The sequence below is a fragment of the Pseudomonas sp. RIT623 genome, assembly GCF_004519305.1.
In the GTDB taxonomy this organism is placed as follows: Bacteria; Pseudomonadota; Gammaproteobacteria; order Pseudomonadales; family Pseudomonadaceae; genus Aquipseudomonas.
The window spans coordinates 27,967-50,377 of record NZ_SOZA01000010.1 but is presented as its reverse complement, the minus strand read 5'-3'; the positions used below and the strand labels follow the sequence as shown (position 1 = coordinate 50,377).

At 63.5% G+C, this 22,411-nt stretch carries 20 protein-coding genes; 14 read left to right on the top strand and 6 right to left on the bottom strand.

From position 1 onward, the window contains the following. Positions 1-55 precede the first annotated feature (55 nt). Positions 56-712 carry an alpha/beta hydrolase gene (locus E3U47_RS09660; protein ID WP_134691126.1) on the bottom strand — a complete coding sequence of 219 codons (657 nt, stop codon included), beginning with the start codon at positions 710-712 and terminating at the stop codon, positions 56-58. Between the two features lie 333 nt (positions 713-1,045). Between E3U47_RS09660 and E3U47_RS09655 the strand changes: the two genes are divergently transcribed. From E3U47_RS09655 to E3U47_RS09640, 4 genes are all read left to right on the top strand, one after another. Beyond that, positions 1,046-2,074 carry an amino acid ABC transporter substrate-binding protein gene (locus E3U47_RS09655; RefSeq protein ID WP_134691124.1) on the top strand — a complete coding sequence of 343 codons (1,029 nt, stop codon included), beginning with the start codon at positions 1,046-1,048 and terminating at the stop codon, positions 2,072-2,074. Positions 2,075-2,141: 67 nt separating this feature from the next. Beyond that, a complete protein-coding gene (locus E3U47_RS09650) occupies positions 2,142-3,320 on the top strand; it encodes an amino acid ABC transporter permease (protein ID WP_134691122.1) in 1,179 nt (392 codons plus the stop codon). Between the two features lie 10 nt (positions 3,321-3,330). Then, entirely contained in the window at positions 3,331-4,428 is a 1,098-nt protein-coding gene (locus tag E3U47_RS09645) for an amino acid ABC transporter permease (protein ID WP_134691120.1), read from the top strand. A 10-nt stretch (positions 4,429-4,438) separates the two neighbouring features. Then, positions 4,439-5,203 (top strand): amino acid ABC transporter ATP-binding protein, encoded by a 765-nt coding sequence (locus E3U47_RS09640; RefSeq protein ID WP_134691119.1) that lies wholly within the window; start codon positions 4,439-4,441, stop codon positions 5,201-5,203. A gap of 75 nt (positions 5,204-5,278) precedes the next feature. On the opposite strand, the gene algW is transcribed toward E3U47_RS09640, so the two are convergent. After that, on the bottom strand, positions 5,279-6,439 hold the full coding sequence (gene algW / locus E3U47_RS09635) for a Do family serine endopeptidase AlgW (RefSeq protein ID WP_134691117.1): 1,161 nt from the start codon (positions 6,437-6,439) through the stop codon (positions 5,279-5,281). A gap of 206 nt (positions 6,440-6,645) precedes the next feature. On the opposite strand from algW, the gene E3U47_RS09630 reads away from it, so the two are divergent. From E3U47_RS09630 to cysN, 3 genes are all read left to right on the top strand, one after another. Beyond that, positions 6,646-7,404, top strand: coding sequence for a Nif3-like dinuclear metal center hexameric protein (locus E3U47_RS09630; protein ID WP_134691115.1), 759 nt, complete (start codon positions 6,646-6,648; stop codon positions 7,402-7,404). A gap of 228 nt (positions 7,405-7,632) precedes the next feature. After that, on the top strand, positions 7,633-8,550 hold the full coding sequence (gene cysD / locus E3U47_RS09625) for a sulfate adenylyltransferase subunit CysD (RefSeq protein ID WP_134691113.1): 918 nt from the start codon (positions 7,633-7,635) through the stop codon (positions 8,548-8,550). Between the two features lie 15 nt (positions 8,551-8,565). Then, a complete protein-coding gene (gene cysN, locus E3U47_RS09620; RefSeq protein WP_134691112.1) occupies positions 8,566-10,467 on the top strand; it encodes a sulfate adenylyltransferase subunit CysN in 1,902 nt (633 codons plus the stop codon). Between the two features lie 171 nt (positions 10,468-10,638). Here the strand turns inward: cysN and E3U47_RS09610 are convergent, their stop codons facing one another. Then, a complete protein-coding gene (locus E3U47_RS09610) occupies positions 10,639-11,118 on the bottom strand; it encodes an Lrp/AsnC family transcriptional regulator (RefSeq protein WP_134691108.1) in 480 nt (159 codons plus the stop codon). Positions 11,119-11,245: 127 nt separating this feature from the next. Here E3U47_RS09610 and E3U47_RS09605 point away from each other — a divergent pair, with 127 nt between their 5' ends. Together E3U47_RS09605 and mdeB are read left to right on the top strand one after the other, a co-directional pair. Next, positions 11,246-12,442 carry a methionine gamma-lyase gene (locus E3U47_RS09605; RefSeq protein WP_134691106.1) on the top strand — a complete coding sequence of 399 codons (1,197 nt, stop codon included), beginning with the start codon at positions 11,246-11,248 and terminating at the stop codon, positions 12,440-12,442. 24 nt (positions 12,443-12,466) lie between these two features. Beyond that, entirely contained in the window at positions 12,467-15,157 is a 2,691-nt protein-coding gene (mdeB, locus tag E3U47_RS09600) for an alpha-ketoglutarate dehydrogenase (protein WP_134691104.1), read from the top strand. A 58-nt stretch (positions 15,158-15,215) separates the two neighbouring features. Here the strand turns inward: mdeB and E3U47_RS09595 are convergent, their stop codons facing one another. After that, on the bottom strand, positions 15,216-15,653 hold the full coding sequence (locus E3U47_RS09595) for a YhcB family protein (protein WP_134691102.1): 438 nt from the start codon (positions 15,651-15,653) through the stop codon (positions 15,216-15,218). Positions 15,654-15,788: 135 nt separating this feature from the next. Between E3U47_RS09595 and E3U47_RS09590 the strand changes: the two genes are divergently transcribed. The 3 genes from E3U47_RS09590 (at position 15,789) to zapE (ending at position 18,979) form a co-directional block, all read left to right on the top strand. Further along, on the top strand, positions 15,789-16,424 hold the full coding sequence (locus tag E3U47_RS09590; protein ID WP_134691101.1) for an alpha/beta hydrolase: 636 nt from the start codon (positions 15,789-15,791) through the stop codon (positions 16,422-16,424). Between the two features lie 25 nt (positions 16,425-16,449). After that, on the top strand, positions 16,450-17,799 hold the full coding sequence (locus tag E3U47_RS09585; RefSeq protein ID WP_134691099.1) for a tryptophan--tRNA ligase: 1,350 nt from the start codon (positions 16,450-16,452) through the stop codon (positions 17,797-17,799). Between the two features lie 85 nt (positions 17,800-17,884). Continuing rightward, positions 17,885-18,979: a cell division protein ZapE gene (gene zapE, locus E3U47_RS09580; RefSeq protein ID WP_134691097.1), complete on the top strand. Its 1,095-nt coding sequence runs from the start codon at positions 17,885-17,887 to the stop codon at positions 18,977-18,979. Positions 18,980-19,110: 131 nt separating this feature from the next. Here zapE and E3U47_RS09575 read toward each other — a convergent pair whose 3' ends face one another. Next, on the bottom strand, positions 19,111-20,007 hold the full coding sequence (locus E3U47_RS09575; RefSeq protein WP_167659464.1) for a GlxA family transcriptional regulator: 897 nt from the start codon (positions 20,005-20,007) through the stop codon (positions 19,111-19,113). A 234-nt stretch (positions 20,008-20,241) separates the two neighbouring features. After that, complete coding sequence (locus tag E3U47_RS09570) at positions 20,242-21,282, bottom strand: NADP(H)-dependent aldo-keto reductase (protein ID WP_134691095.1); 1,041 nt, start codon at positions 21,280-21,282, stop codon at positions 20,242-20,244. A 256-nt stretch (positions 21,283-21,538) separates the two neighbouring features. On the opposite strand from E3U47_RS09570, the gene rplM reads away from it, so the two are divergent. Further along, complete coding sequence (gene rplM, locus E3U47_RS09565) at positions 21,539-21,967, top strand: 50S ribosomal protein L13 (RefSeq protein ID WP_134691093.1); 429 nt, start codon at positions 21,539-21,541, stop codon at positions 21,965-21,967. Between the two features lie 14 nt (positions 21,968-21,981). Then, the gene (rpsI, locus tag E3U47_RS09560) at positions 21,982-22,374 is read left to right on the top strand and encodes a 30S ribosomal protein S9 (protein ID WP_003260797.1); all 393 of its coding nucleotides are present in this window, start codon (positions 21,982-21,984) and stop codon (positions 22,372-22,374) included. Positions 22,375-22,411: the final 37 nt, after the last annotated feature.

The following is a 22,411-nucleotide window of genomic DNA, read 5'->3' as shown; positions in this document are numbered from 1 at the left end:
CAGTGTAATGCAAGAATCGGGCGCGGCGTAGTGCAATGCGGGCTGGGCTACAGAATCACTGCAGCTGATGGCTCAGCCAGCCGTGGATGTCGTTGAGTTCTTCGACCACCACTTCGTGTTCCATCGGGTACTCGTGCCAGCGCGCGGCCACGCCCCAGGTATTGAGGTACTCGAACGCAGTGCGGCCCATGGACGGGATCACCACCGGGTCGTGCATGCCATGCAGGCACAGCGCTGGGGTGCGCTGCTGGCAGGCGCTCAGCTGCTGGGCGTCGCTGAAGGTCGGGGCGTACGTGGACAAGGCGATGACCCCGCCCAACGCTTCCTGCCACTTTATATAGGCAGTGTGCAGCACCACCGCACCGCCCTGGGAAAACCCGGCGAGGAAGATGCGCGACAAGTTGATGCCCTTGGCCTGTTCGGCCTTGATCAGGGCGATCACCTGGTCGGCGGACTCTTCCAGCTGCGCCTCGTCGATGGCCCGCGCCGGGGTCATGGCCTTGATGTCGTACCAGCTGGGCATCTGGTAGCCGCCGTTGATAGTCACCGGGCGCGTCGGCGCCTGGGGCATGATGAAACGGGTGCTGAGCAGGCGCTCCTGCATGAATTCAGCTACCGGTAGGAAGTCGTAACGGTCCGCCCCCAGGCCGTGCAACCAGATCACACAGGCGTCGGCGGTTTTCTGTGGTTCGAGAATCAGCGGTTGGGTCATGACTGCTCCGAAAAAGTGCTGGCGTACTGATGTGGTGCGTAAAAACAAGGCATTACAGGTTAATGCCAGAAAAAGATGTCGCAACTCTACAACTTTTCCTACTTGACTCACGCTTAATCGCTTAAGCCTTCGACTGTGGTACGCGCTTTGCTATGTCCTTGGCATGCGCAGAGGTGGACCTTCGCGGTAACACCCTTCGTATGGATTGAAGGCTGTCACAGAACAGCCCATTGCGCCATTGACCCAAAAACAAGCCAACCAGGGGTCGGATGCGCCTCATAAGGGTGCGGTGCAATTCCGGCTCATACAACAAGAGCGATTTGGAGGTTGTTGATGAAGATGTTGAAAACCACGCTGGCAGTCCTGACCGCCGCCGCCGCGCTGGGCGCCACCAGTTTCGCCCAGGCCGGCGCCACCCTCGATGCGGTGAAGAAGAAGGGCTTCGTCCAGTGTGGCGTGAGCGACGGCCTCCCAGGCTTCTCGGTGCCTGACGCCCAGGGCAAGATCGTCGGCATCGACGCCGATGTCTGCCGCGCCGTGGCCGCCGCGGTGTTCGGCGACGCCACCAAGGTCAAGTTCAGCCAGCTCAACGCCAAGGAACGCTTCACCGCGCTGCAGTCCGGCGAAGTCGACGTGCTGTCGCGCAACACCACCTGGACCAGCTCGCGCGACGCCGGCATGGGCCTGGTGTTCGCCGGTGTCACCTACTACGACGGTGTCGGTTTCCTGGTCAACAAGAAGCTCGGCGTCTCCAGCGCCAAGGAACTCGATGGCGCCACCATCTGCATCCAGGCCGGTACCACTACCGAGTTGAACGTCTCGGACTTCTTCCGCGCCAACAACCTCAAGTACACCCCGATCACCTTCGACACCTCCGACGAGAGCGCCAAGTCGCTGGAATCCGGCCGTTGCGACGTGCTCACCTCGGACAAGTCGCAGCTGTTCGCCCAGCGCTCCAAGCTGGCCGCGCCGACCGAGTACGTGGTACTGCCGGAAACCATCTCCAAGGAGCCTCTGGGCCCGGTGGTGCGCAAGGGCGACGAGGAGTGGTTCAGCATCGTCAAGTGGACCCTGTTCGCCATGCTCAACGCCGAGGAGGCCGGTATCACCTCGAAGAACGTCGAGGCCGAGGCCAAGTCCACCAAGAACCCGGACAACGCCCGCCTGCTGGGTGCTGACGGCGAGTACGGCAAGGACCTCAAGCTGCCCAAGGACTGGGTGGTGCAGATCGTCAAGCAAGTCGGCAACTATGGCGAAGTGTTCGAGAAGAACCTGGGCCAGAGCACCGACCTGAAGATCGACCGTGGCATGAACGCCCTGTGGAACAACGGCGGCATCCAGTACGCGCCACCGGTGCGCTGATGGCTGCACCCCGCGACGGCATCCTGCCGTCGCGGGTCGTTCGAATCCCTTCTTTTCGGGGCACTTCATGCAAAATCAAATCGGCGCACGGAAAGGGTTTTCCCTGAGCGATCCACGTGTGCGCGCGTGGCTGTTCCAGATCGTCACGGTGGTGTTCGTGGCGGGCCTTGGCTGGTACCTGTTCCATAACACCCAGACCAACCTGCAACACCGGGGCATCACCTCGGGCTTCGACTTCCTCGAGCGCAGTGCCGGCTTCGGCATTGCCCAGCACCTGATCCCCTACGTGGAATCGGACAGCTACGCCCGGGTGTTCGTCATCGGCCTGCTCAACACCTTGCTGGTGACCTTCATCGGCATCGTCCTGGCCACCTTGCTGGGCTTCGTCATCGGCGTGGCGCGGCTGTCGCCGAACTGGATGATCAACAAGCTGGCGACGGTGTACGTGGAGACCTTTCGCAACATTCCACCGCTGCTGCAGATCCTGTTCTGGTACTTCGCCGTGTTCCTGACCCTGCCGGGGCCGCGGGGCAGCATCAATATCGACGACACCTTCTTCATCAGCAACCGTGGCTTGAACATGCCCGGCGCCTCGATGGCCGAGGGCTTCTGGCCGTTCGTGCTGGCGCTGGCGCTGGCGATCGTCGCCATCGTGGCGATGGTGCGCATGGCCAACAAGCGCTTCGACGAAACCGGCCAGCCGTTCCACAAGTTCTGGGTCGGCCTGCTGCTGTTGATCGGCATCCCCGGCGTGTGCGCGCTGCTGTTCGGCAGCCCGGTGCTCTGGGAAGTGCCGCAGCTCAAGGGCTTCAATTTCGTCGGTGGCTGGGTGCTGATCCCCGAGCTGCTGGCGCTGACCCTGGCGCTGACTATCTATACCGCGGCGTTCATCGCCGAGATCGTGCGCTCGGGTATCCGTTCGGTCAGCCATGGCCAGACCGAGGCGGCCCGTTCGCTGGGCCTGCGCGAAGGCCCGACGCTGCGCAAGGTGATCATTCCTCAGGCCTTGCGGGTGATCATCCCGCCGCTGACCAGCCAGTACCTGAACCTGGCGAAGAACTCGTCGCTGGCAGCCGGTATCGGCTACCCGGAGATGGTCTCGCTGTTCGCCGGTACCGTGCTCAACCAGACCGGCCAGGCCATCGAGGTGATCGCCATCACCATGAGCGTCTATCTCGCCATCAGCATCAGCATTTCGCTGTTGATGAACTGGTACAACAAGCGCATTGCGCTGATCGAACGGTGAGGGTCCTTCCGTGACAGCCCATGTTTTCAAACCCGACATGCCGCCACCGGTGAAGACCGTTGGCGTGCTCGCCTGGATGCGGGCCAACCTGTTCTCCAGCTGGCTCAACACCCTGCTGACCCTGTTCGCCCTGTACCTGGTATGGCTGATCGTGCCGCCGCTGGTGCAGTGGGCGTTCATCGACGCCAACTGGGTTGGCACCACCCGCGCCGACTGCACCAAGGAGGGCGCCTGCTGGGTGTTCATCCAGCAGCGCTTCGGCCAGTTCATGTATGGCTACTACCCGACGGAACTGCGCTGGCGCGTCGACCTGACGGTGTGGCTCGCCGTGCTTGGCGCCGCGCCGCTGTTCATCAAGCGCTTCCCACGCAAGGCGGTATACGGCCTGGGCTTCCTGGTGCTGTACCCGATCCTGGCCTACATCCTGCTGCACGGCGGCGCGCTGGGCCTGGACACGGTACCCACCAGCCAATGGGGCGGCCTGATGCTGACCCTGGTGATCGCCACGGTCGGCATTGTCGGCGCATTGCCACTGGGGATCCTGCTGGCGTTGGGGCGGCGCTCGAACATGCCGGCGGTGAAGGTGGTCTGCGTGACCTTCATCGAGTTCTGGCGCGGCGTGCCGCTGATCACCGTGTTGTTCATGTCCTCGGTGATGCTGCCGCTGTTCCTGCCCGAAGGCATGAGCTTCGACAAGCTGCTGCGGGCGATGATCGGCGTGATCCTGTTCCAGTCGGCGTACATCGCCGAGGTGGTGCGTGGCGGTCTGCAGGCCATCCCCAAGGGCCAGTACGAAGCCGCCGCGGCCATGGGCCTGGGCTACTGGCGGGCGATGGGCCTGGTGATCCTGCCCCAGGCGCTCAAGCTGGTGATCCCCGGCATCGTCAACACCTTCATTGCCTTGTTCAAGGACACCAGCCTGGTGATCATCATCGGCTTGTTCGACCTGCTCAACAGCGTCAAGCAGGCCGCGGCCGATCCGACCTGGCTGGGCATGGCGACCGAGGGCTATGTGTTCGCCGCCCTGGTGTTCTGGATTTTCTGTTTCGGTATGTCCCGCTACTCCATGCACCTGGAGCGCAAGCTGGACACTGGCCACAAGCGTTAGGAGTTTCGAAATGAGTGAAGCGATCAAGCAGCCTGCCGGCCCCGAAGGCATCATCCAGATGCAGGGCGTGAACAAGTGGTACGGCCAGTTCCATGTGCTCAAGGACATCAACCTCAACGTGCGCCAGGGCGAGCGTATCGTGCTGTGCGGGCCGTCGGGCTCGGGCAAGTCGACCACCATCCGCTGCCTCAACCGGCTGGAGGAACACCAGCAGGGGCGTATCGTCGTCGACGGCGTCGAGCTGACCAACGACCTCAAGCAGATCGAGGCGATCCGCCGCGAGGTGGGCATGGTGTTCCAGCACTTCAACCTGTTCCCGCATCTGAGCATCCTCGAGAACTGCACCCTGGCGCCCATGTGGGTGCGCAAGCTGCCGCGGCGCAAGGCCGAGGAAATCGCCATGCACTTCCTTGAGCGCGTGCGCATTCCGGAGCAGGCGCACAAGTACCCCGGGCAATTGTCCGGCGGTCAGCAGCAGCGCGTGGCGATTGCCCGGGCGTTGTGCATGAAGCCGAAGATCATGCTGTTCGACGAACCGACTTCGGCGCTGGACCCAGAGATGGTCAAGGAGGTGCTCGACACCATGGTCAGCCTGGCCGAGGACGGCATGACCATGCTCTGCGTGACCCACGAGATGGGCTTTGCCCGCACCGTGGCGAACCGGGTGATCTTCATGGACAAGGGCGAGATCGTCGAGCAGGCGGCGCCGGACGACTTCTTCGACCGGCCGCGCAGTGACCGGACCAGACTGTTCCTGAGCCAGATCCTGCATTGAGGTAAAAGCGGTTCGCCGGCAAGCCGGCTCCTACGGGGATTATGCGTAGGAGCCGGCTTGCCGGCGAAGCAGATGCTACTTCTCTTCCTTTGCGGCCACTGGCGCAGGCGGCGGCCGCAGCCCGACCTCGGCCACCAGCTTCAATTGCTGCCCATTACGCACCACCTCGATGGTGATCTTCTCGTTGGGCTTGATCCGCGCCACCTGGTTCATCGACTTGCGCCCGTCGCCGGCCGGCTCGCCATTGATGCTCAGAATCACATCGCCCAGCTGCAACCCGGCCCGCGCCGCTGGGCCATCGCGGAAGATCCCGGCGACGACGATGCCTGGGCGGCCCTGCATGCCGAACGACTCGGCCAACTCCTGGCTCAGCGGCTGCACCTCGATCCCCAGCCAGCCACGGATCACCTGGCCATGCTCGACAATCGACTTCATTATCTCCAAAGCCAGCTTGACCGGGATGGCGAAGCCGATGCCCTGGGAGCCGCCGGACTTGGAGAAGATCGCCGTGTTGATGCCCACCAGGTTGCCGTTGGCATCGACCAGTGCGCCGCCGGAGTTGCCCGGGTTGATCGCCGCGTCAGTCTGGATGAAGTCTTCGTAGTTGTTCAGGCCCAGCTGGTTGCGGCCGGTGGCGCTGATGATGCCCATGGTCACGGTCTGGCCGACGCCGAACGGGTTGCCGATGGCCAGGGTGACGTCGCCGATGTGGATGCTGTCGGAGCGGCCGATGGTGATCGCCGGCAGGTTCTTCAGGTCTATCTTCAGCACCGCCAGGTCGGTTTCCGGGTCGTTGCCGATCACCCGGGCCAGGGTCTCGCGGCCGTCCTTGAGGGCCACGACGATCTGGTCGGCGCCGCTGGTGACGTGGTTGTTGGTCAGCAGGTAGCCCTCGGGGCTCATGATCACCGCCGAGCCCAGGCTCGATTCCCAGCGTCGTTGCTTGGGCAGGTTGTCGCCGAAGAAGCGGCGGAACTGCGGGTCCTCGAACAGCGGGTGGGCGCTCTTGTTCACCACCTTGGTGGTGTACAGGTTGACCACGGCGGGCGCGGCGAGGGTCACCGCGTCGGCGTAGGACACCGGGCCCTGCATGATCTTCGTGGTTTGCGGCGCCTGTTGCAGGTTGACGTCCTGGCTGGGCAGGCCGACCCATTGCGGGAAGCGCTGGATGATCAGCAGGGCGATCAGCACGCCGGTGAGCAGGGGCCAGCCGAAATAACGCAGAGCCTTGAGCATGAATGAATCCTGGGAGTAGGGCGGGGGCCACCTCTGTGCGGCCCGGGGCGCAAGCGCGCGCGATCATACACGTGAACAAGGCGATCGGCGATGGTGTGGGTCCCCAGGCAGCTGCCGCCGGTTTCCCCTACGCCGGCGACGGCCCATAATGGCGGCCATTATAGGGCCTGGTGCCTGTCGCAACGCCGAATTCGAGGAGATTTTTCATGGCCGTCGCCCTCAACACCCTGGTCGAGGAAGCCGAGCGCTATCTGGGCAGCGCCAGGATCCCGGACTATTGCCCCAACGGCCTGCAGGTCGAGGGTCGCCCGCAGGTCAGCCGCATCGTCAGCGGCGTGACTGCCAGCCAGGCGCTGCTGGACGCCGCGGTCGAAGCCGAGGCCGACCTGGTACTGGTCCACCATGGCTATTTCTGGAAGGGCGAGAATCCGTGCATCACCGGCATCAAGCAGCGCCGTCTGAAAACCCTGCTCAAGCACGACATCAGCCTGCTGACCTTCCACCTGCCGCTGGACGTGCACCCGGAGGTGGGCAATAACGTGCAGCTGGCGCGCCAGCTGGACATCACCGTCGAAGGCCCGCTGGACCCGAACAACCCCAAGGTGGTCGGCCTGGTTGGCTCGTTGGCCGAGCCGCTGTCGGTGCGTGACTTCGCCCGGCGCGTGCAGGAGGCCCTGGGCCGCGAGCCGTTGGTGGTCGAGGGCGAGCAGATGATCCGCCGGGTTGGCTGGTGTACCGGCGGCGGGCAGGGCTATATCGACAATGCCATTGCCGCCGGGGTCGACTTGTTCATCAGTGGCGAGGCCTCCGAGCAGACCTTCCACAGTGCCCGGGAAAACGGCATCAGCTTCATCGCCGCCGGGCATCACGCCACCGAGCGCTACGGCGTGCAGGCGTTGGGTGATTACCTGGCGCGGCGCTTTGCCCTGGAGCACCTGTTCATCGATTGTCCGAATCCCATCTGAAAGCCGGCGGTTGACCCCGTAGGAGCCAGCCTTGCTGGCGAACCGGCGCCCATTCGCCAGCAAGGCTGGCTCCTACGAAAAAACCTGCGCCAACGCCCAAACCCCCAGTCATATCGTTAGATTGTTTCGATCTAGGCAGCCTCCTAAATAGAACAGGGCGCTGTGATAAAGTGGCTCGCTCGAACACGGCCCGCAGGCCGTCCATAAGATCGTTTTTCGTGAGTAGCCATGGTCGACAATCTGACGCACTTGAAACAGCTGGAGGCGGAGAGCATCCACATCATCCGCGAGGTGGCCGCCGAGTTCGATAACCCGGTGATGCTGTACTCGATCGGCAAGGATTCCGCGGTCATGCTGCACCTGGCGCGCAAGGCGTTCTTCCCGGGCAAGCTGCCGTTCCCGGTGATGCACGTCGATACCCAGTGGAAGTTCCAGGAGATGTACCGCTTCCGCGACAAGATGGTCGAAGAGATGGGCTTGGAGCTGATCACCCACGTCAACCCCGAGGGTGTGGCGCAGGGCATCAACCCGTTCACCCATGGCAGCTCCAAGCACACTGACATCATGAAGACCCAGGGCCTGAAGCAGGCACTGGACAAGCATGGCTTCGATGCTGCCTTCGGCGGCGCGCGCCGTGACGAAGAGAAGTCGCGGGCCAAGGAGCGAGTGTACTCGTTCCGTGACAGCAAGCACCGCTGGGACCCGAAGAACCAGCGCCCGGAGCTGTGGAACATCTACAACGGCAAGGTCAACAAGGGCGAGTCGATCCGCGTGTTCCCGCTGTCGAACTGGACCGAGCTGGACATCTGGCAGTACATCTACCTCGAAGGCATCCCGATCGTGCCGCTGTATTTCGCCGCCGAGCGTGAAGTGATCGAGAAGAACGGCACCCTGATCATGATCGACGACGCGCGCATCCTCGAGCACCTCAGCGAGGAAGAGAAAGCGCGCATCGTCAAGAAGAAGGTGCGTTTCCGTACCCTGGGCTGCTACCCGCTGACGGGCGCTGTCGAGTCGGAAGCCGAAACCCTGACGGACATCATTCAGGAAATGCTCCTGACCCGAACGTCCGAACGCCAGGGCCGCGTCATCGACCACGATGGCGCCGGTTCCATGGAAGACAAAAAACGCCAAGGCTACTTCTAATTTCAGGGTTCCAGCATGTCGCACCAATCTGATCTGATCAGCGAGGACATCCTCGCCTACCTGGCCCAGCACGAGCGCAAGGAACTGCTGCGTTTCCTCACCTGCGGCAACGTGGACGACGGCAAGAGCACCCTGATCGGGCGCCTGCTGCACGACTCGAAGATGATCTATGAGGACCACCTCGAGGCCATCACCCGTGATTCGAAAAAATCCGGCACCACCGGCGAGGAAGTCGACCTGGCGCTGCTGGTGGACGGCCTGCAGGCCGAGCGCGAGCAGGGCATCACCATCGATGTCGCCTACCGCTACTTCTCTACCGCCAAGCGCAAGTTCATCATCGCCGACACCCCGGGCCACGAGCAGTACACCCGCAACATGGCCACCGGCGCGTCCACCTGCGACCTGGCAATCATCCTGGTCGATGCCCGCTACGGCGTGCAGACCCAGACCCGCCGGCACAGCTACATCGCTTCCCTGCTGGGCATCAAGCACATCGTCGTCGCGGTCAACAAAATGGACCTCAAGGGTTTCGACGAGCAAGTGTTCGAGTCGATCAAGGCCGACTACCTGAAGTTCGCCGAGGGCATCGACCTCAAGCCATCGAGCCTGCACTTCGTGCCGATGTCGGCGCTCAAGGGCGACAACGTGGTCAACCGCAGCGAGCGTTCGCCGTGGTACACGGGTCCGGCACTGATGGAAATCCTCGAAACCGTCGAGATCGCGGGCGACCGCAATGTCACCGACCTGCGTTTCCCGGTGCAGTACGTCAACCGCCCGAACCTCAACTTCCGCGGCTTTGCCGGCACCATCGCCGGTGGCGTGGTGCACAAGGGCGACGAGATCGTCGTGCTGCCCTCGGGCAAGAGCAGCCGGGTCAAGTCCATCGTCACCTTCGAAGGTGAGCTGGAGAACGCCGGCCCCGGCCAGGCAGTGACCCTGACCATGGAAGACGAGATCGACATCTCCCGCGGCGACCTGCTGGTGCATGCCGACAACGTGCCGCAGGTGGCCGACCAGTTCGACGCCATGTTGGTGTGGATGGCCGAGGAGCCGATGCTCCCGGGCAAGAAGTACGACATCAAGCGCGCCACCAGCTACGTGCCGGGCTCGATTGCCAGCATCAGCCACAAGGTCGATGTGAACACCCTCGAGCAGGGCGCCGCCAGCGCGCTGCAACTGAACGAGATCGGCCGGGTCAAGGTGGCGCTGGACAGCGCCATTGCCCTGGATGGCTATGACAGCAACCGCACCACTGGCGCGTTTATCGTTATCGACCGGCTGACCAACGGTACCGTCGGCGCGGGCATGATCATCGCCCCGCCAGTACTGCCTCATGGCAGTGCCGGGCAGCACGGCAAGCTGGCCCATGTGTCCACCGAGGAACGTGCCCTGCGCTTCGGCCAGCAGCCGGCCACCGTGCTGTTCAGCGGCCTTTCCGGCGCGGGCAAGAGCACCCTGGCCTATGCCGTGGAGCGCAAGCTGTTCGACATGGGCCGTGCGGTCTATGTGCTCGATGGCCAGAACCTGCGCCACGACCTGAACAAGGGTTTGGCGCAGGACCGCGCCGGGCGCACCGAGAACTGGCGCCGCGCCGCCCATGTGGCGCGCCAGTTCAACGAAGCCGGCCTGCTGACCTTGGCCGCGTTCGTGGCCCCGGATGCCGAAGGCCGCGAACAGGCCAAGGCGCTGATCGGCAAGGAGCGTCTGGTCACTGTCTATGTGCAGGCCTCGCCACTGGCGTGCCGCGAGCGTGATCCGCAGGGGCTGTACGCCGCTGGCGGTGACAACATCCCGGGCGAGAGTTTCCCGTTCGATGTGCCGCTGGATGCCGACCTGGTGATCGACACCCAGTCGGTCAGCGTCGATGAAGGCGTGAAGCTGGTGTTGGATGTGCTGCGCCAGCGCGGCGCGATCTGAGTATCCGCGTGACCTGAGAAACCCCGCTTCGGCGGGGTTTTTTGTTTGCTTCGGTAGCGCTGGGGCTGCTTTGCAGCCCTTTCGCGGCGCAAGGCCGCTCCTACAGGCGATCGCGTTCCCCTGTAGGAGCGGCCTTGTGCCGCGAAAGGGGCGCGGAGCGCCCCCAAGATGCTAGATATGTTTCTCGGACACCGGAATCACTCGCCGCTCCTTCACCGCCTTGTACGAAAAGCTCGAATAGATCTCCTTCACCCCCGGCAAGCGCTGCAGCACCTCCCGGGTGAATTCCCCAAACGACTCCAGGTCCCGCGCCAGGATTTCCAGCAGAAAGTCATAGCGCCCGGAAATGTTGTGGCAGGCGACGATCTCGGGAATCTCCATCAGCCGTTGCTCGAACGCCAGGGCCATTTCCTTGGTGTGCGAGTCCATCATGATGCTGACGAAGGCGGTCACGCCAAAGCCCAGCGATTTGGGCGAGAGGATGGCCTGATAGCCGGTGATGTAGCCGTTGTCTTCCAGCAGCTTGACCCTTCGCCAGCAGGGCGAGGTGGTCAGGGCGACCTGATCGGCGAGTTCGGAGACGGTCAGGCGCGCATTGTCTTGCAGCGCGGCGAGCAGGGCGCGGTCGGTGCGGTCGAGTGATGAAGGCATGTCTTGCCCTCCTGGTTTTATTTTTGTTGTTTTTATTTCAATAACAGCGGGAAAGCGTGGGTAACTTTGGAAAAAATGTTGCAGCCCGGTGGCATAAGCTTATAGCAAACCACAAGAGGCTGTTGCCATGCGCGACTCCAATAACAACACCGGTTTTTCCACGCGGGCCATCCACCACGGCTATGACCCGCTGTCCCATGATGGCGCGCTGGTGCCGCCGGTCTACCAGACCGCCACCTATGCCTTTCCCACCGTCGAATACGGCGCCGCCTGCTTTGCCGGCGAACAGCCCGGGCATTTCTACAGCCGTATTTCCAACCCGACCCTGGCCCTGCTGGAACAGCGCATGGCCTCGCTCGAGGGCGGCGAGGCCGGGCTGGCCCTGGCCTCGGGCATGGGCGCCATCACCGCCACGCTATGGACCTTGCTACGTCCGGGGGACGAGCTGATCGTCGGCAGCACCCTGTATGGCTGCACCTTTGCCTACCTGCATCACGGCATCGGCCAGTTCGGCGTGAACATCCGCCATGTCGACCTCAACGATATCCCAGCGCTTAAGGCGGCGATCACGCCGAAGACGCGGATGATCTACTTCGAAACCCCGGCCAATCCCAATATGCAACTGGTGGATATCGCCGCGGTGGTGGGCGCCACCCGTGGCCATGACCTGAGCATCGTGGTCGACAACACCTATTGCACGCCCTACCTGCAACGTCCGCTGGAGCTGGGCGTGGATCTGGTGGTGCACTCAGCCACCAAATACCTCTCTGGCCATGGCGATATCACCGCCGGCCTGGTAGTCGGGCGCCAGGCGCTGGTCGAGCGGATTCGCCTGGAAGGGCTCAAGGACATGACCGGCGCGGTGCTCTCGCCGCATGACGCCGCCTTGCTGATGCGCGGTATCAAGACCCTGGCTCTGCGCATGGATCGCCATTGCGCCAATGCCCGGCAGGTCGCCGAGTACCTGGAGCGCCAACCGCAGGTGGAACTGTTGCACTACCCAGGCCTGCCGTCGTTCCCGCAGTACGCGTTGGCCCAACGGCAAATGCGCCTGCCGGGTGGGATGATCGCCTTCGAACTCAAGGGTGGCATAGAGGCGGGGCGCCGCTTCATGAACGCCTTGCAACTGTTCAGTCGGGCGGTGAGCCTGGGCGATGCCGAGTCGCTGGCCCAGCATCCGGCGAGCATGACCCATTCCAGCTATACCCAGGCAGAGCGCGCCGAGCATGGCATATCGGAAGGGTTGGTACGGCTTTCGGTGGGCCTGGAGGATATCGACGACTTGCTGGCCGACATTGCCCAGGCCTTGAAGGCCTGCGCCTGAACCGCCAAGGACGAGGCCTGAGCGATGGTAGCGATGATGAATCCGAACGAGCCGCTGACGGCCCTGGACGACGCCCTGGACAGTGACCCCGGCGAAACGGCCGAGTGGTGCCAGGCGCTGGAATCGACCTTGGCCCACTGCGGGCCGAAGCGCGCGCGGTATCTGTTGCAGCGTTTGCAGGCTCACGCGCTGGAACTGGGGTTGGAGCGCGAGGCCCAGGCCTTTTCGGCTTACCGCAACACCTTGTCGGTGGAGCAGCAGGGCACCTACCCCGGCGACCTGGAGCTGGACGAGCGCATTACTGGCATCCTGCGCTGGAACGCCCTGGCCATGGTGGTGCGGGCCAACCACGCCTATGGCGACCTGGGCGGGCACATCGCCAGCTATGCCTCGGCGGCGGAGATCTTCGAGGTCGGCTTCCAGCATTTCTTCCGCGGCGAGGGCGACGGGCCGGGCCGCAGCGCCGACCTGGTGTTCTTCCAGCCGCACTCGGCGCCAGGCGTTTATGCCCGGGCGTTTCTCGAAGGGCGCCTGAGTGAGCAGCAATTGGCCAATTACCGCCAGGAAGTCGCTGGCAGCGGCCTGTGCTCTTATCCACACCCTTGGTTGATGCCCGACTTCTGGCAGTTCCCTACCGGCTCCATGGGCATCGGCCCGCTCAATGCGATCTACCAGGCGCGCTTCATGCGCTACCTGCAGCACCGTGGCCTGCTCGATACCTTGCAGCGGCATGTGTGGGGCGTGTTCGGCGACGGCGAGATGGACGAGCCGGAATCCATCGCCGGCCTGACCCTGGCCGCTCGCGAACAGCTGGACAACCTGACCTTCATCGTCAATTGCAACCTGCAGCGGCTGGATGGCCCGGTGCGCGGCAATGGCCAGATCATCCAGGAGCTGGAGGCGCTGTTCAGTGGCGCCGGCTGGAACGTGATCAAGGTGCTGTGGGGCTCGGAATGGGACCCGCTGTTCGCCCGTGACCGCGAGCATGCGCTGCTGCGTCAGCTGGCGGCGACCCCGGACGGCCAGTTCCAGACCCTCGGTGCCAAGGACGGCAGCTACAACCTCGAGCATTTCTTCAAGCAGAACCCAGCCTTGCAGCGGCTGGTGGCGCATATGAGCACCGATGAGATCAACGCGCTCAAGCGCGGCGGCCATGATTTTCGCAAGTTGCACGCCGCCTATGCCGCCGCCAAGGCGTGCAAGGGCCGGCCGACGGTGATCCTGGCCAAGACCAAGAAGGGCTACGGCATGAGCAGTGCCGGTGAATCGCGGATGACCGCGCACCAGGCCAAGAAACTGGACGTGCAGGCGTTGCTGGCATTCCGCGATCGTTTTCGCCTGCCGCTGTCGGACCAGGCGGTGGAGCAGTTGCAGTTCTATCGCCCGGCCGAGGACAGCCCGGAGATGCGTTACTTGCGCCAGCGTCGGGCAGCCCTGGGTGGCCCGCTGCCAAAGCGGCGCGCCGACTGCATGACACTGCCGTTGCCGGATCTGCATGCCTTCGCCGGCTTTGCCTTGCACGCCGACGGCAAGGAAATGTCCACCACCATGGCCGCCGTGCGCCTGCTGGGCAACTGGTTGAAGGTACCGGGCCTGGGGCCGCGGGTGGTGCCGATCGTTGCCGACGAGGCGCGCACCTTCGGCATGGCCAGCCTGTTCCGCCAGATCGGTATCTATGCGCCTCAAGGGCAGCGCTACGAGCCCGAGGATGCCGGCTCGCTGCTGTCCTACAGGGAAGCACGCGATGGCCAACTGCTGGAGGAGGGCATCACCGAGGCCGGGGCGCTGTCGTCATGGATCGCGGCCGCCACGGCCTACGCGGTGCATGGCGAGCCGATGTTGCCGGTGTACATCTATTACTCGATGTTCGGTTTCCAGCGGGTCGGCGATCTGATCTGGGCCGCCGCCGACCAGCGTGCCCGCGGGCTGTTGCTGGGCGCCACCGCCGGGCGCACCACCCTGGGTGGGGAAGGGCTGCAGCACCAGGATGGCTCGAGCCTGGTAATGGCCGCGATGGTGCCCAACTGTCGTGCCTGGGACCCGTGCTTCGCCGGCGAACTGGCAGTGATCCTCGACCATGCCGCACGGCGCATGCTGGTGGAGCAGCGCGACGAATTCCACTATGTGGCAGTGATGAACGAAAACTATCCACAGCCATCGTTGCCCGATGGCGCGCGGGAGGCCGTGTTGCGTGGCATGTATCTGTACACCCGGCAGCAGGCGCGGAGCCCGCTCGGCCAGGTGCGTTTGTTGGGCTCGGGCACGATCTTGCGTGAGGTGATCGCGGCGGGCGAGTTGCTGGCGAACGACTGGCAGGTCGATTGCGAGGTGTTCAGCGTCACCAGTTTCAGCGAACTGGCGCGCGACGCCCGGGATGCGCGACGGGTGGCGCTGGCTGGCGGCGAGGAGGATTGCCATCTGCGTGGCTGCCTGCCCGGCGATGCGCCGGTGATCGCGGCGAGCGACTATGTGCGCGCCTGGCCGCAATTGATCGCCGAATATGTGCAAGCGCCGTTCATGTCCTTGGGGACCGATGGTTTTGGGCGCAGCGATACGCGTCAGCAACTACGGCGGTTCTTCGAGGTCGACCGGCATGCCGTGGTGATGGCGGCGCTGTACAGCCTGGTTCGCCAGGCGCGCCTGGCGCCGCAGATGCTGGCCGATGCCCGGGCGCGCTACAACCTGGAGGACACCGTCGCGCCTTGGTACCTATAGGCGCCGGCGTAGCCGGTGCCAGGCGGGTACAAAAAAGGCCTCTTGCGAGGCCTTTTGTTTAACGCTTGAGCCCGTAGCTCTCGTCGAGCATGCCCGGCGAGTTCGGCGCTTTTGGCGCATAGTCGCGTGGCACTTCGGCGGTGTCCTTGGGCGGCGTCAGGCGGTCGCGCGGACCTTGCGCGGCTTCCGAGTGCAGCGCGGCCAGCAGGCGCTGGCGGGTCAGTTCGTCGAGGGCCAGGCGGTTGGCGCCATCGGCCAGGTGATCTTGCACGTCCTGGTAGCTCTGGGTCAGCTTCTTGACCAGCGAAGCGGTACTGTTGAAGTGGGTCACCACTTCGTTCTGGTAATTGTCGAAACGCTGCTGGATGTCATCCAGCTGGCGTTGGGTGTTGCTCGGCGCCGCGTTGGGCAACAGGCGGGCCAGCGCGAAACCTGCGACGACACCGATGACCAGGGCCAGGGTCGGCAGCAACCAAACAAGGAGCGAGTGTTCCACGAGTCCTTCCTCTATAAACGGCTTTGCTTTACGTTAACGGCTCAGACCTGCGCTGTATACCGCGAGCATTCGCAAATCAGAACAGAATTCCTTTGCTAGACGAGTCGACCCTTCCCGAGGTCACGGAGTAGTGCCTTGCTTATCCGCGAAACACCCTTGTTCATCGATGGCCCGTGCGGTCAGCTGGAAGCCTTGTACCTGGACGTGGCCGACGCCCGCGGCGCGGTGCTGATCTGCCACCCCAACCCGGTCCAGGGCGGCACCATGCTCAACAAGGTGGTCTCGACCCTGCAACGCACGGCCCGTGACGCCGGTTACGTGACCCTGCGCTTCAACTACCGGGGCGTCGGCCAGAGCGCTGGCAGCCATGACATGGGCGCCGGCGAGGTAGACGACGCCGAAGTCGTGGCGACCTGGCTGCGCGAAAAGCATCCCCAACTGCCCCTGGTGCTGATGGGGTTCTCCTTCGGCGGTTTCGTCGCTACCAGCCTGGCTGGGCGCCTGGAGGCCAAGGGCGTCGAATTGCAACAACTGTTCATGATCGCCCCGGCAGTGATGCGCCTGACCGAGCAGTTCCCTCTGCCCGAGCGTGTCAAGCTCACTATCATCCAGCCGGACAGCGACGAAGTGGTCGTCCCGCAACTGGTCTACGACTGGTCCGACGCCCTGTCGCGCCCCCATGAGCTGCTGAAAGTGGCAGAATGCGGACACTTCTTCCATGGCAAGCTGACCGATCTGAAGGATCTGCTGCTGCCGCGCCTTTCGAACTGAGCCAAGCCTGAATAAGCGAACACCCATGACCACGCGCATTCTCACCGGTATCACCACCACCGGCACCCCGCACCTGGGCAACTACGCCGGCGCCATCCGCCCGGCCATCCTCGCCAGCCAGCAGCCCGGTGCCGACTCGTTCTACTTCCTGGCCGACTACCACGCCCTGATCAAGTGCGACGACCCGCTGCGCATCCAGCGCTCGCGCCTGGAAATCGCCGCCACCTGGCTGGCCGGCGGCCTGGACCCGGACAAGGTGACCTTCTACCGTCAGTCCGACATCCCCGAGATCCCCGAACTCACCTGGCTGCTGACCTGCGTCGCGGCCAAGGGCCTGCTCAACCGTGCCCACGCCTACAAGGCCTCGGTGGACAAGAACGTCGAGGCCGGCGAAGACCCGGACGCCGGCGTGAGCATGGGCCTGTTCAGCTACCCGGTGCTGATGGCCGCCGACATCCTGATGTTCAACGCGCACAAGGTGCCGGTCGGCCGCGACCAGATCCAGCACGTGGAAATGGCCCGCGATATCGGCCAGCGTTTCAATCATCTGTTCGGCCAGGGCAAGGACTTCTTCGCCCTGCCCGAGGCGGTGATCGAGGAGAGCGTGGCCACGCTCCCGGGCCTGGACGGTCGCAAGATGTCCAAGAGCTATGACAACACCATCCCGCTGTTCACCAGCGCCAAGGACATGAAGGATGCGATCTCGCGCATCGTCACCGACTCCAAGGCCCCGGGCGAGGCCAAGGATCCGGACAATTCGCACCTGTTCACCCTGTTCCAGGCGTTCTCGACGCCGGCGCAGTCCGCCGCGTTCCGCGACGAGCTGCTGCAAGGGCTGGGCTGGGGCGAGGCCAAGCAGCGCCTGTTCCAGTTGCTCGACGGCCAGCTGGCCGAGAAGCGCGAGCACTATCACCAGCTGATCTCGCGCCCGTCGGACCTCGAGGACATCCTCCTGGCAGGCGCCGCCAAGGCCCGCAAGATCGCCACGCCGTTCCTCGAGCAATTGCGCGAGGCAGTGGGCCTGCGTTCGTTCCGCACGGCCGTGCAGGCCAGCGCTGAAGTGAAGAAGAAGGCCGCCAAGAGCGCGCGCTTCGTCAGCTTCCGCGATGAGGACGGCAGCTTCCGCTTCCGCCTGCTGGCCGCCGATGGCGAGCAATTGCTGCTGTCGCGCAGCTTTGCCGATGGCAAGAGCGCGGGGGCGGTGAGCAAGCAGCTGCAACAGGGCGGCGAGGCCGACGTGCGTGTCGAGGGCCTGGGCTTCTCGCTCTGGCTGAACGGTGAGCAAGTTGCCGACGGGCCGCAGTTCGAGGCCGCCGAGGCCCGTGACACGGCCATCACCAGCCTGCGCGAGGCCCTGGCGCCACAGGCGGACTGAGTCACTTTGACGCAAGTCTGATTGCCATTAAGCGGGCCGGTCGCTACAGTGACGGCCCGTTTTTTGTTGCCTCGCTAACGAAATCATGACTCCTCTAGAACGCTATCAAGCAGATCTGAAACGTCCCGACTTCTTCCATGACGCGGCGCAGGAAACTGCGGTGCGTCACCTGCAGCGCCTGTACGACGACCTGGTACACGCGCAGAACAACAAGCCGGGCATGTTCGGCAAGCTGTTCGGCAAGAAGGAACAGACGCCGGTCAAGGGCCTGTACTTCTGGGGCGGGGTAGGGCGAGGCAAGACCTACCTGGTCGATACCTTCTATGAAGCGCTGCCGTTCAAGCAGAAGATGCGCACGCACTTCCACCGCTTCATGAAGCGCGTCCACGAGGAGATGAAGACCCTCAAGGGCGAGAAGAACCCGCTGACCATCATCGCCAAGCGCTTCAGCGACGAAGCCAAGGTGATCTGTTTCGACGAGTTCTTCGTTTCCGATATCACCGATGCCATGATCCTCGGCACCCTGATGGAAGAACTGTTCAAGAACGGCGTATCGCTGGTGGCCACTTCCAACATCGTCCCGGACGGCCTGTACAAGGACGGCTTGCAGCGCGCGCGCTTCCTGCCGGCCATCGCCATGATCAAGCAGTACACCGATGTGGTGAACGTCGACAGCGGCGTGGACTATCGCCTGCGCCACCTGGAGCAGGCCGAGCTGTTCCACTTCCCGCTCAACGAGGCGGCGCACGAAAGCATGCGTGCCAGCTTCAAGGCGCTGACCCCCGAGTGCACCCAGGCCGTCGACAACGACGTGCTGATGATCGAGAACCGTCCGATCCACGCCCTGCGCACCTGCGACGACGTCGCCTGGTTCGACTTCCGCGCCCTGTGCGATGGGCCGCGCAGCCAGAACGACTACATCGAGCTGGGCAAGATCTTCCACGCCGTGTTGCTGAGCAACGTCGAGCAGATGGGTGTGACCACCGACGACATCGCCCGGCGCTTCATCAACATGGTCGACGAGTTCTACGACCGCAACGTGAAGCTGATCATCTCGGCCGAGGTGGAGCTCAAGGACCTGTACACCGGCGGGCGCCTGAGCTTCGAGTTCCAGCGCACGCTCAGCCGTCTGCTGGAGATGCAGTCCCACGAGTTCCTGTCGCGGGCGCATAAGCCGTAAGCTTTCGAAAACTGACGCGATCGTCGTCGGAGCCGGCTTTGCCGGCGAACACCGGCGCAGCCGGTGCCATGCACCGCGGTGCATGGTTCGCCAGCAAGGTTGGCTCCTACTGGTTTGCGCGGTGACGCATCTCAAGCCTCCTGCATGAACTGCTGCCGATACTGGTTCGGCGACAACTCCGTGTGCTGGCGGAACAACCGGGCGAAGAAGCTCGCATCGTCGTAACCCACCTCGTAGCTGATGGTCTTGATGCTCTTGCGTGTGCTCGACAACAAGCCCTTGGCGGTCTCGATGCGCAGGCGCTGCAAATAGTGCAGCGGCTTGTCGCCGGTGGCGCTCTGGAACCTGCGCATGAAGTTGCGGATGCTCATGCCGTGGTTGCGCGCCACGTCCTCGAAGCGGAACTTGTCGGCGAAGTGCTCCTCGAGCCAGTGCTGGATCTGCAGGATGATCAGGTCCTGGTGCAGCTTCTGGCCGCCGAAGCCCATGCGCCCGGGCGTGTAGCTGCGCTGTACTTCATAGAGGATGTCGCGGGCCACCGCCCGGGCGACGTTCGCCCCGCAGAAACGCTCGATCAGGTAGATGTACAGGTCGCAGGCCGAGGTGGTGCCGCCGGCGCAGTACAGGTTGTCGGCGTCGGTCAGGTGCTTGTCCTGGTTGAGGCGGATCTTCGGGTAGCGCTCGGCGAAGCTGGCGAAGAAGCGCCAGTAGGTGGTCGCCTCCTTGCCGTCGAGCAGGCCCGACTCGGCCAGCCACAATACCCCGCTGGCCTCGGCGCACAGCACCGCGCCACGGGCGTGCTGCTCGCGCAGCCAGGGCAGTACCTGCGGGTAGCGTTGCAGGAGGTTGTCGAAGTCGTCCCAGAACGCCGGGAGAATGATCACGTCGGCATCGTCCAGGCCACCGTCGACCGGTAGCTGCACGTTGCTGAAACTGTCCACGGGCAGGCCGTCCGGGCTCACCAGGCCGATCTCGAACATCGGCTGCAGGCCCAGGCCCAGCTGCTTGCTGTAGCGCAGGCTGGCCAGGTGGAAGAAATCCTTGGCCTGCATCAGTGTCGAGGCGAACACTTTATCAATGGCCAGGATGCTGACGCGCCGCAAGGACGCGGAGGGTTGGGTAAACATCATTGTCATTGTTCTTATAGGGTAGAGTGGTCAATCACCGGCTGGATCGTCTTATTTTTTGGCGATTGTGTCTACCCCGTATTCCCCATCGCCGGACAAGCCCGCTCCCACGCCCGGGCAGGAGCGGGGCTCGGCTCAGGGCGCGGGGTTCGGCTGCTCTTGATGCAGGGCCTCGATCGCCGCCAGCAGCTCGTCGCCCAGGTTCAGCGCCTGGCTGTCGATATTGCTCTGCAACTGCTCGATGCTGGTCGCGCCGATGATGTTGCTGGTGACGAAGGGCTGGCGGGTGACGAACGCCAGGGCCATCTGCGCCGGGTCCAGCCCGTGCTCGCGGGCCAGTTGCACATAGCGGCTGCAGGCTGCCACGGTCTGTGGGTTGGAGTAGCGGGCGAAGCGGCTGAACAGGGTCAGGCGGCCGTGCGCCGGACGGGCGCCGTTTTCGTACTTGCCCGACAGCATGCCGAAGGCCAGCGGCGAATAAGCCAGCAGCCCGCACTGTTCACGAATCGCCACCTCGGCCAAGCCCACTTCGAAGCTGCGGTTGAGCAGGTTGTAGGGGTTCTGGATCGACACCGCGCGTGGCCAGCCGCGGGTTTCGGCCAGGTGCAGGAACTTCATCGTGCCCCACGGGGTTTCGTTGGACAGGCCGATATGACGGATCTTGCCGGCGCGCACCTGTTCGTCGAGCACCTCCAGGGTTTCTTCCAGCGGCGTGAACAGGTCGTGGGGCAGGTGCTGGTAGCCGAGCTTGCCGAAGAAGTTGGTGCTGCGCTCGGGCCAGTGCAGCTGGTACAGGTCGATACGGTCGGTCTGCAGGCGCTTCAGGCTTTCCTCCAGCGCCGCGACGATGTGCTGGCGATTGTGCTTGAGCTGGCCGTCGCGGATATGGCTGATGCCGTTGCCGGGGCCGGCGACCTTGCTGGCCAGGAACCAGTCGTCGCGGTCGCCGTTGGCGGCGAACCAGTTGCCGATGATGCGTTCGGTGGCGGCGTAGGTTTCCGGGCGTGGCGGCACCGGGTACATCTCGGCGGTGTCGATGAAGTTGATGCCGGCGGCCTTGGCCAGCTTGATCTGGGCGAAGGCCTGTTCCTGGGTGTTCTGCTCGCCCCAGGTCATGGTCCCCAGGCACAGGGCGCTGACATTGAGGTCGGTACGGCCGAGCTTGCGGTATTCCATCAAAAAATCGCTCCAGGCAAAGAAGCCATAAAAGCAGGTTGAAATTTCTTGTGCAATCTGGATAATTCTGCAGCTCTTCGCGTGGCGGAAGTGATGCACCACCATGACTGAAGAACCTTTGTCGAACATTGGCGTGCCCGACCCGAGCCCCCAAAAGCGTCAGCGTTCGGCTGCGCGCTTGCCCTTGGCAAGCTGTGCACTATCCAGTAAGATTCGCCGTCTATTTTTCGCTGGGCGGCCTCTGAGGCTTTAGAGAATGAAAACTTTTACTGCTAAACCGGAAACAGTAAAGCGCGAGTGGTTCGTAGTCGACGCCGCTGGTCAGACCCTGGGTCGTCTGGCTACCGAAATCGCTAGCCGCCTGCGTGGCAAGCACAAGCCAGAATACACCCCTCACGTTGACACCGGCGACTACATCGTCGTCATCAACGCCGAGAAAATCCGTGTGACTGGTGCCAAGTCTTCCGACAAGATGTACTACTCCCACTCCGGCTTCCCGGGCGGTATCAAGGAAATCAACTTCGAGAAGTTGATCGCCAAGGCCCCTGAGCGTGTCATCGAAACCGCGGTCAAAGGCATGCTGCCGAAGAACCCGCTGGGTCGCGACATGTACCGCAAGCTGAAAGTGTACGCGGGTGCTGCTCACCCACACACTGCTCAGCAGCCTCAAGAACTGAAGATCTAACGGGATAGTTCATTATGTCGGCGACTCAAAACTACGGCACTGGCCGTCGCAAGACCGCAACCGCTCGCGTTTTCCTGCGTCCTGGTACCGGTAACATCTCCATCAACAACCGTTCCCTGGACGTGTTCTTCGGCCGCGAAACCGCTCGCATGGTTGTTCGCCAGCCGCTGGAACTGACCGAGACCGTTGAGAAGTTCGACATCTACGTCACCGTTTCCGGTGGTGGTGTCAGCGGTCAGGCCGGTGCGATCCGTCACGGTATCACCCGCGCCCTGATGGAATACGACGAAACCCTGCGTGGCGCTCTGCGTCGTGCTGGCTACGTCACCCGCGACGCTCGTGAAGTCGAGCGTAAGAAAGTGGGTCTGCGTAAAGCGCGTAAGCGTCCTCAGTACTCCAAGCGTTAATACCGCTTCGGCAGTCGAAAAAAGCCCGGTTCCAGTT

What these genes read in the sequence shown, in the direction of transcription:
- E3U47_RS09610 (WP_134691108.1), bottom strand. Translation starts at nt 11,118, where the DNA reads ATGCCTTCATCACTCGACCGCACCGACCGCGCCCTGCTCGCCGCGCTG.
- E3U47_RS09585 (WP_134691099.1), top strand. Translation starts at nt 16,450, where the DNA reads ATGACCACGCGCATTCTCACCGGTATCACCACCACCGGCACCCCGCAC.
- E3U47_RS09570 (WP_134691095.1), bottom strand. Translation starts at nt 21,282, where the DNA reads ATGGAATACCGCAAGCTCGGCCGTACCGACCTCAATGTCAGCGCCCTG.
- E3U47_RS09655 (WP_134691124.1), top strand. Translation starts at nt 1,046, where the DNA reads ATGAAGATGTTGAAAACCACGCTGGCAGTCCTGACCGCCGCCGCCGCG.
- zapE (WP_134691097.1), top strand. Translation starts at nt 17,885, where the DNA reads ATGACTCCTCTAGAACGCTATCAAGCAGATCTGAAACGTCCCGACTTC.
- E3U47_RS09640 (WP_134691119.1), top strand. Translation starts at nt 4,439, where the DNA reads ATGAGTGAAGCGATCAAGCAGCCTGCCGGCCCCGAAGGCATCATCCAG.
- mdeB (WP_134691104.1), top strand. Translation starts at nt 12,467, where the DNA reads ATGGTAGCGATGATGAATCCGAACGAGCCGCTGACGGCCCTGGACGAC.
- E3U47_RS09660 (WP_134691126.1), bottom strand. Translation starts at nt 712, where the DNA reads ATGACCCAACCGCTGATTCTCGAACCACAGAAAACCGCCGACGCCTGT.
- rpsI (WP_003260797.1), top strand. Translation starts at nt 21,982, where the DNA reads ATGTCGGCGACTCAAAACTACGGCACTGGCCGTCGCAAGACCGCAACC.
- cysD (WP_134691113.1), top strand. Translation starts at nt 7,633, where the DNA reads ATGGTCGACAATCTGACGCACTTGAAACAGCTGGAGGCGGAGAGCATC.
- E3U47_RS09630 (WP_134691115.1), top strand. Translation starts at nt 6,646, where the DNA reads ATGGCCGTCGCCCTCAACACCCTGGTCGAGGAAGCCGAGCGCTATCTG.
- algW (WP_134691117.1), bottom strand. Translation starts at nt 6,439, where the DNA reads ATGCTCAAGGCTCTGCGTTATTTCGGCTGGCCCCTGCTCACCGGCGTG.
- cysN (WP_134691112.1), top strand. Translation starts at nt 8,566, where the DNA reads ATGTCGCACCAATCTGATCTGATCAGCGAGGACATCCTCGCCTACCTG.
- E3U47_RS09605 (WP_134691106.1), top strand. Translation starts at nt 11,246, where the DNA reads ATGCGCGACTCCAATAACAACACCGGTTTTTCCACGCGGGCCATCCAC.
- rplM (WP_134691093.1), top strand. Translation starts at nt 21,539, where the DNA reads ATGAAAACTTTTACTGCTAAACCGGAAACAGTAAAGCGCGAGTGGTTC.
- E3U47_RS09650 (WP_134691122.1), top strand. Translation starts at nt 2,142, where the DNA reads ATGCAAAATCAAATCGGCGCACGGAAAGGGTTTTCCCTGAGCGATCCA.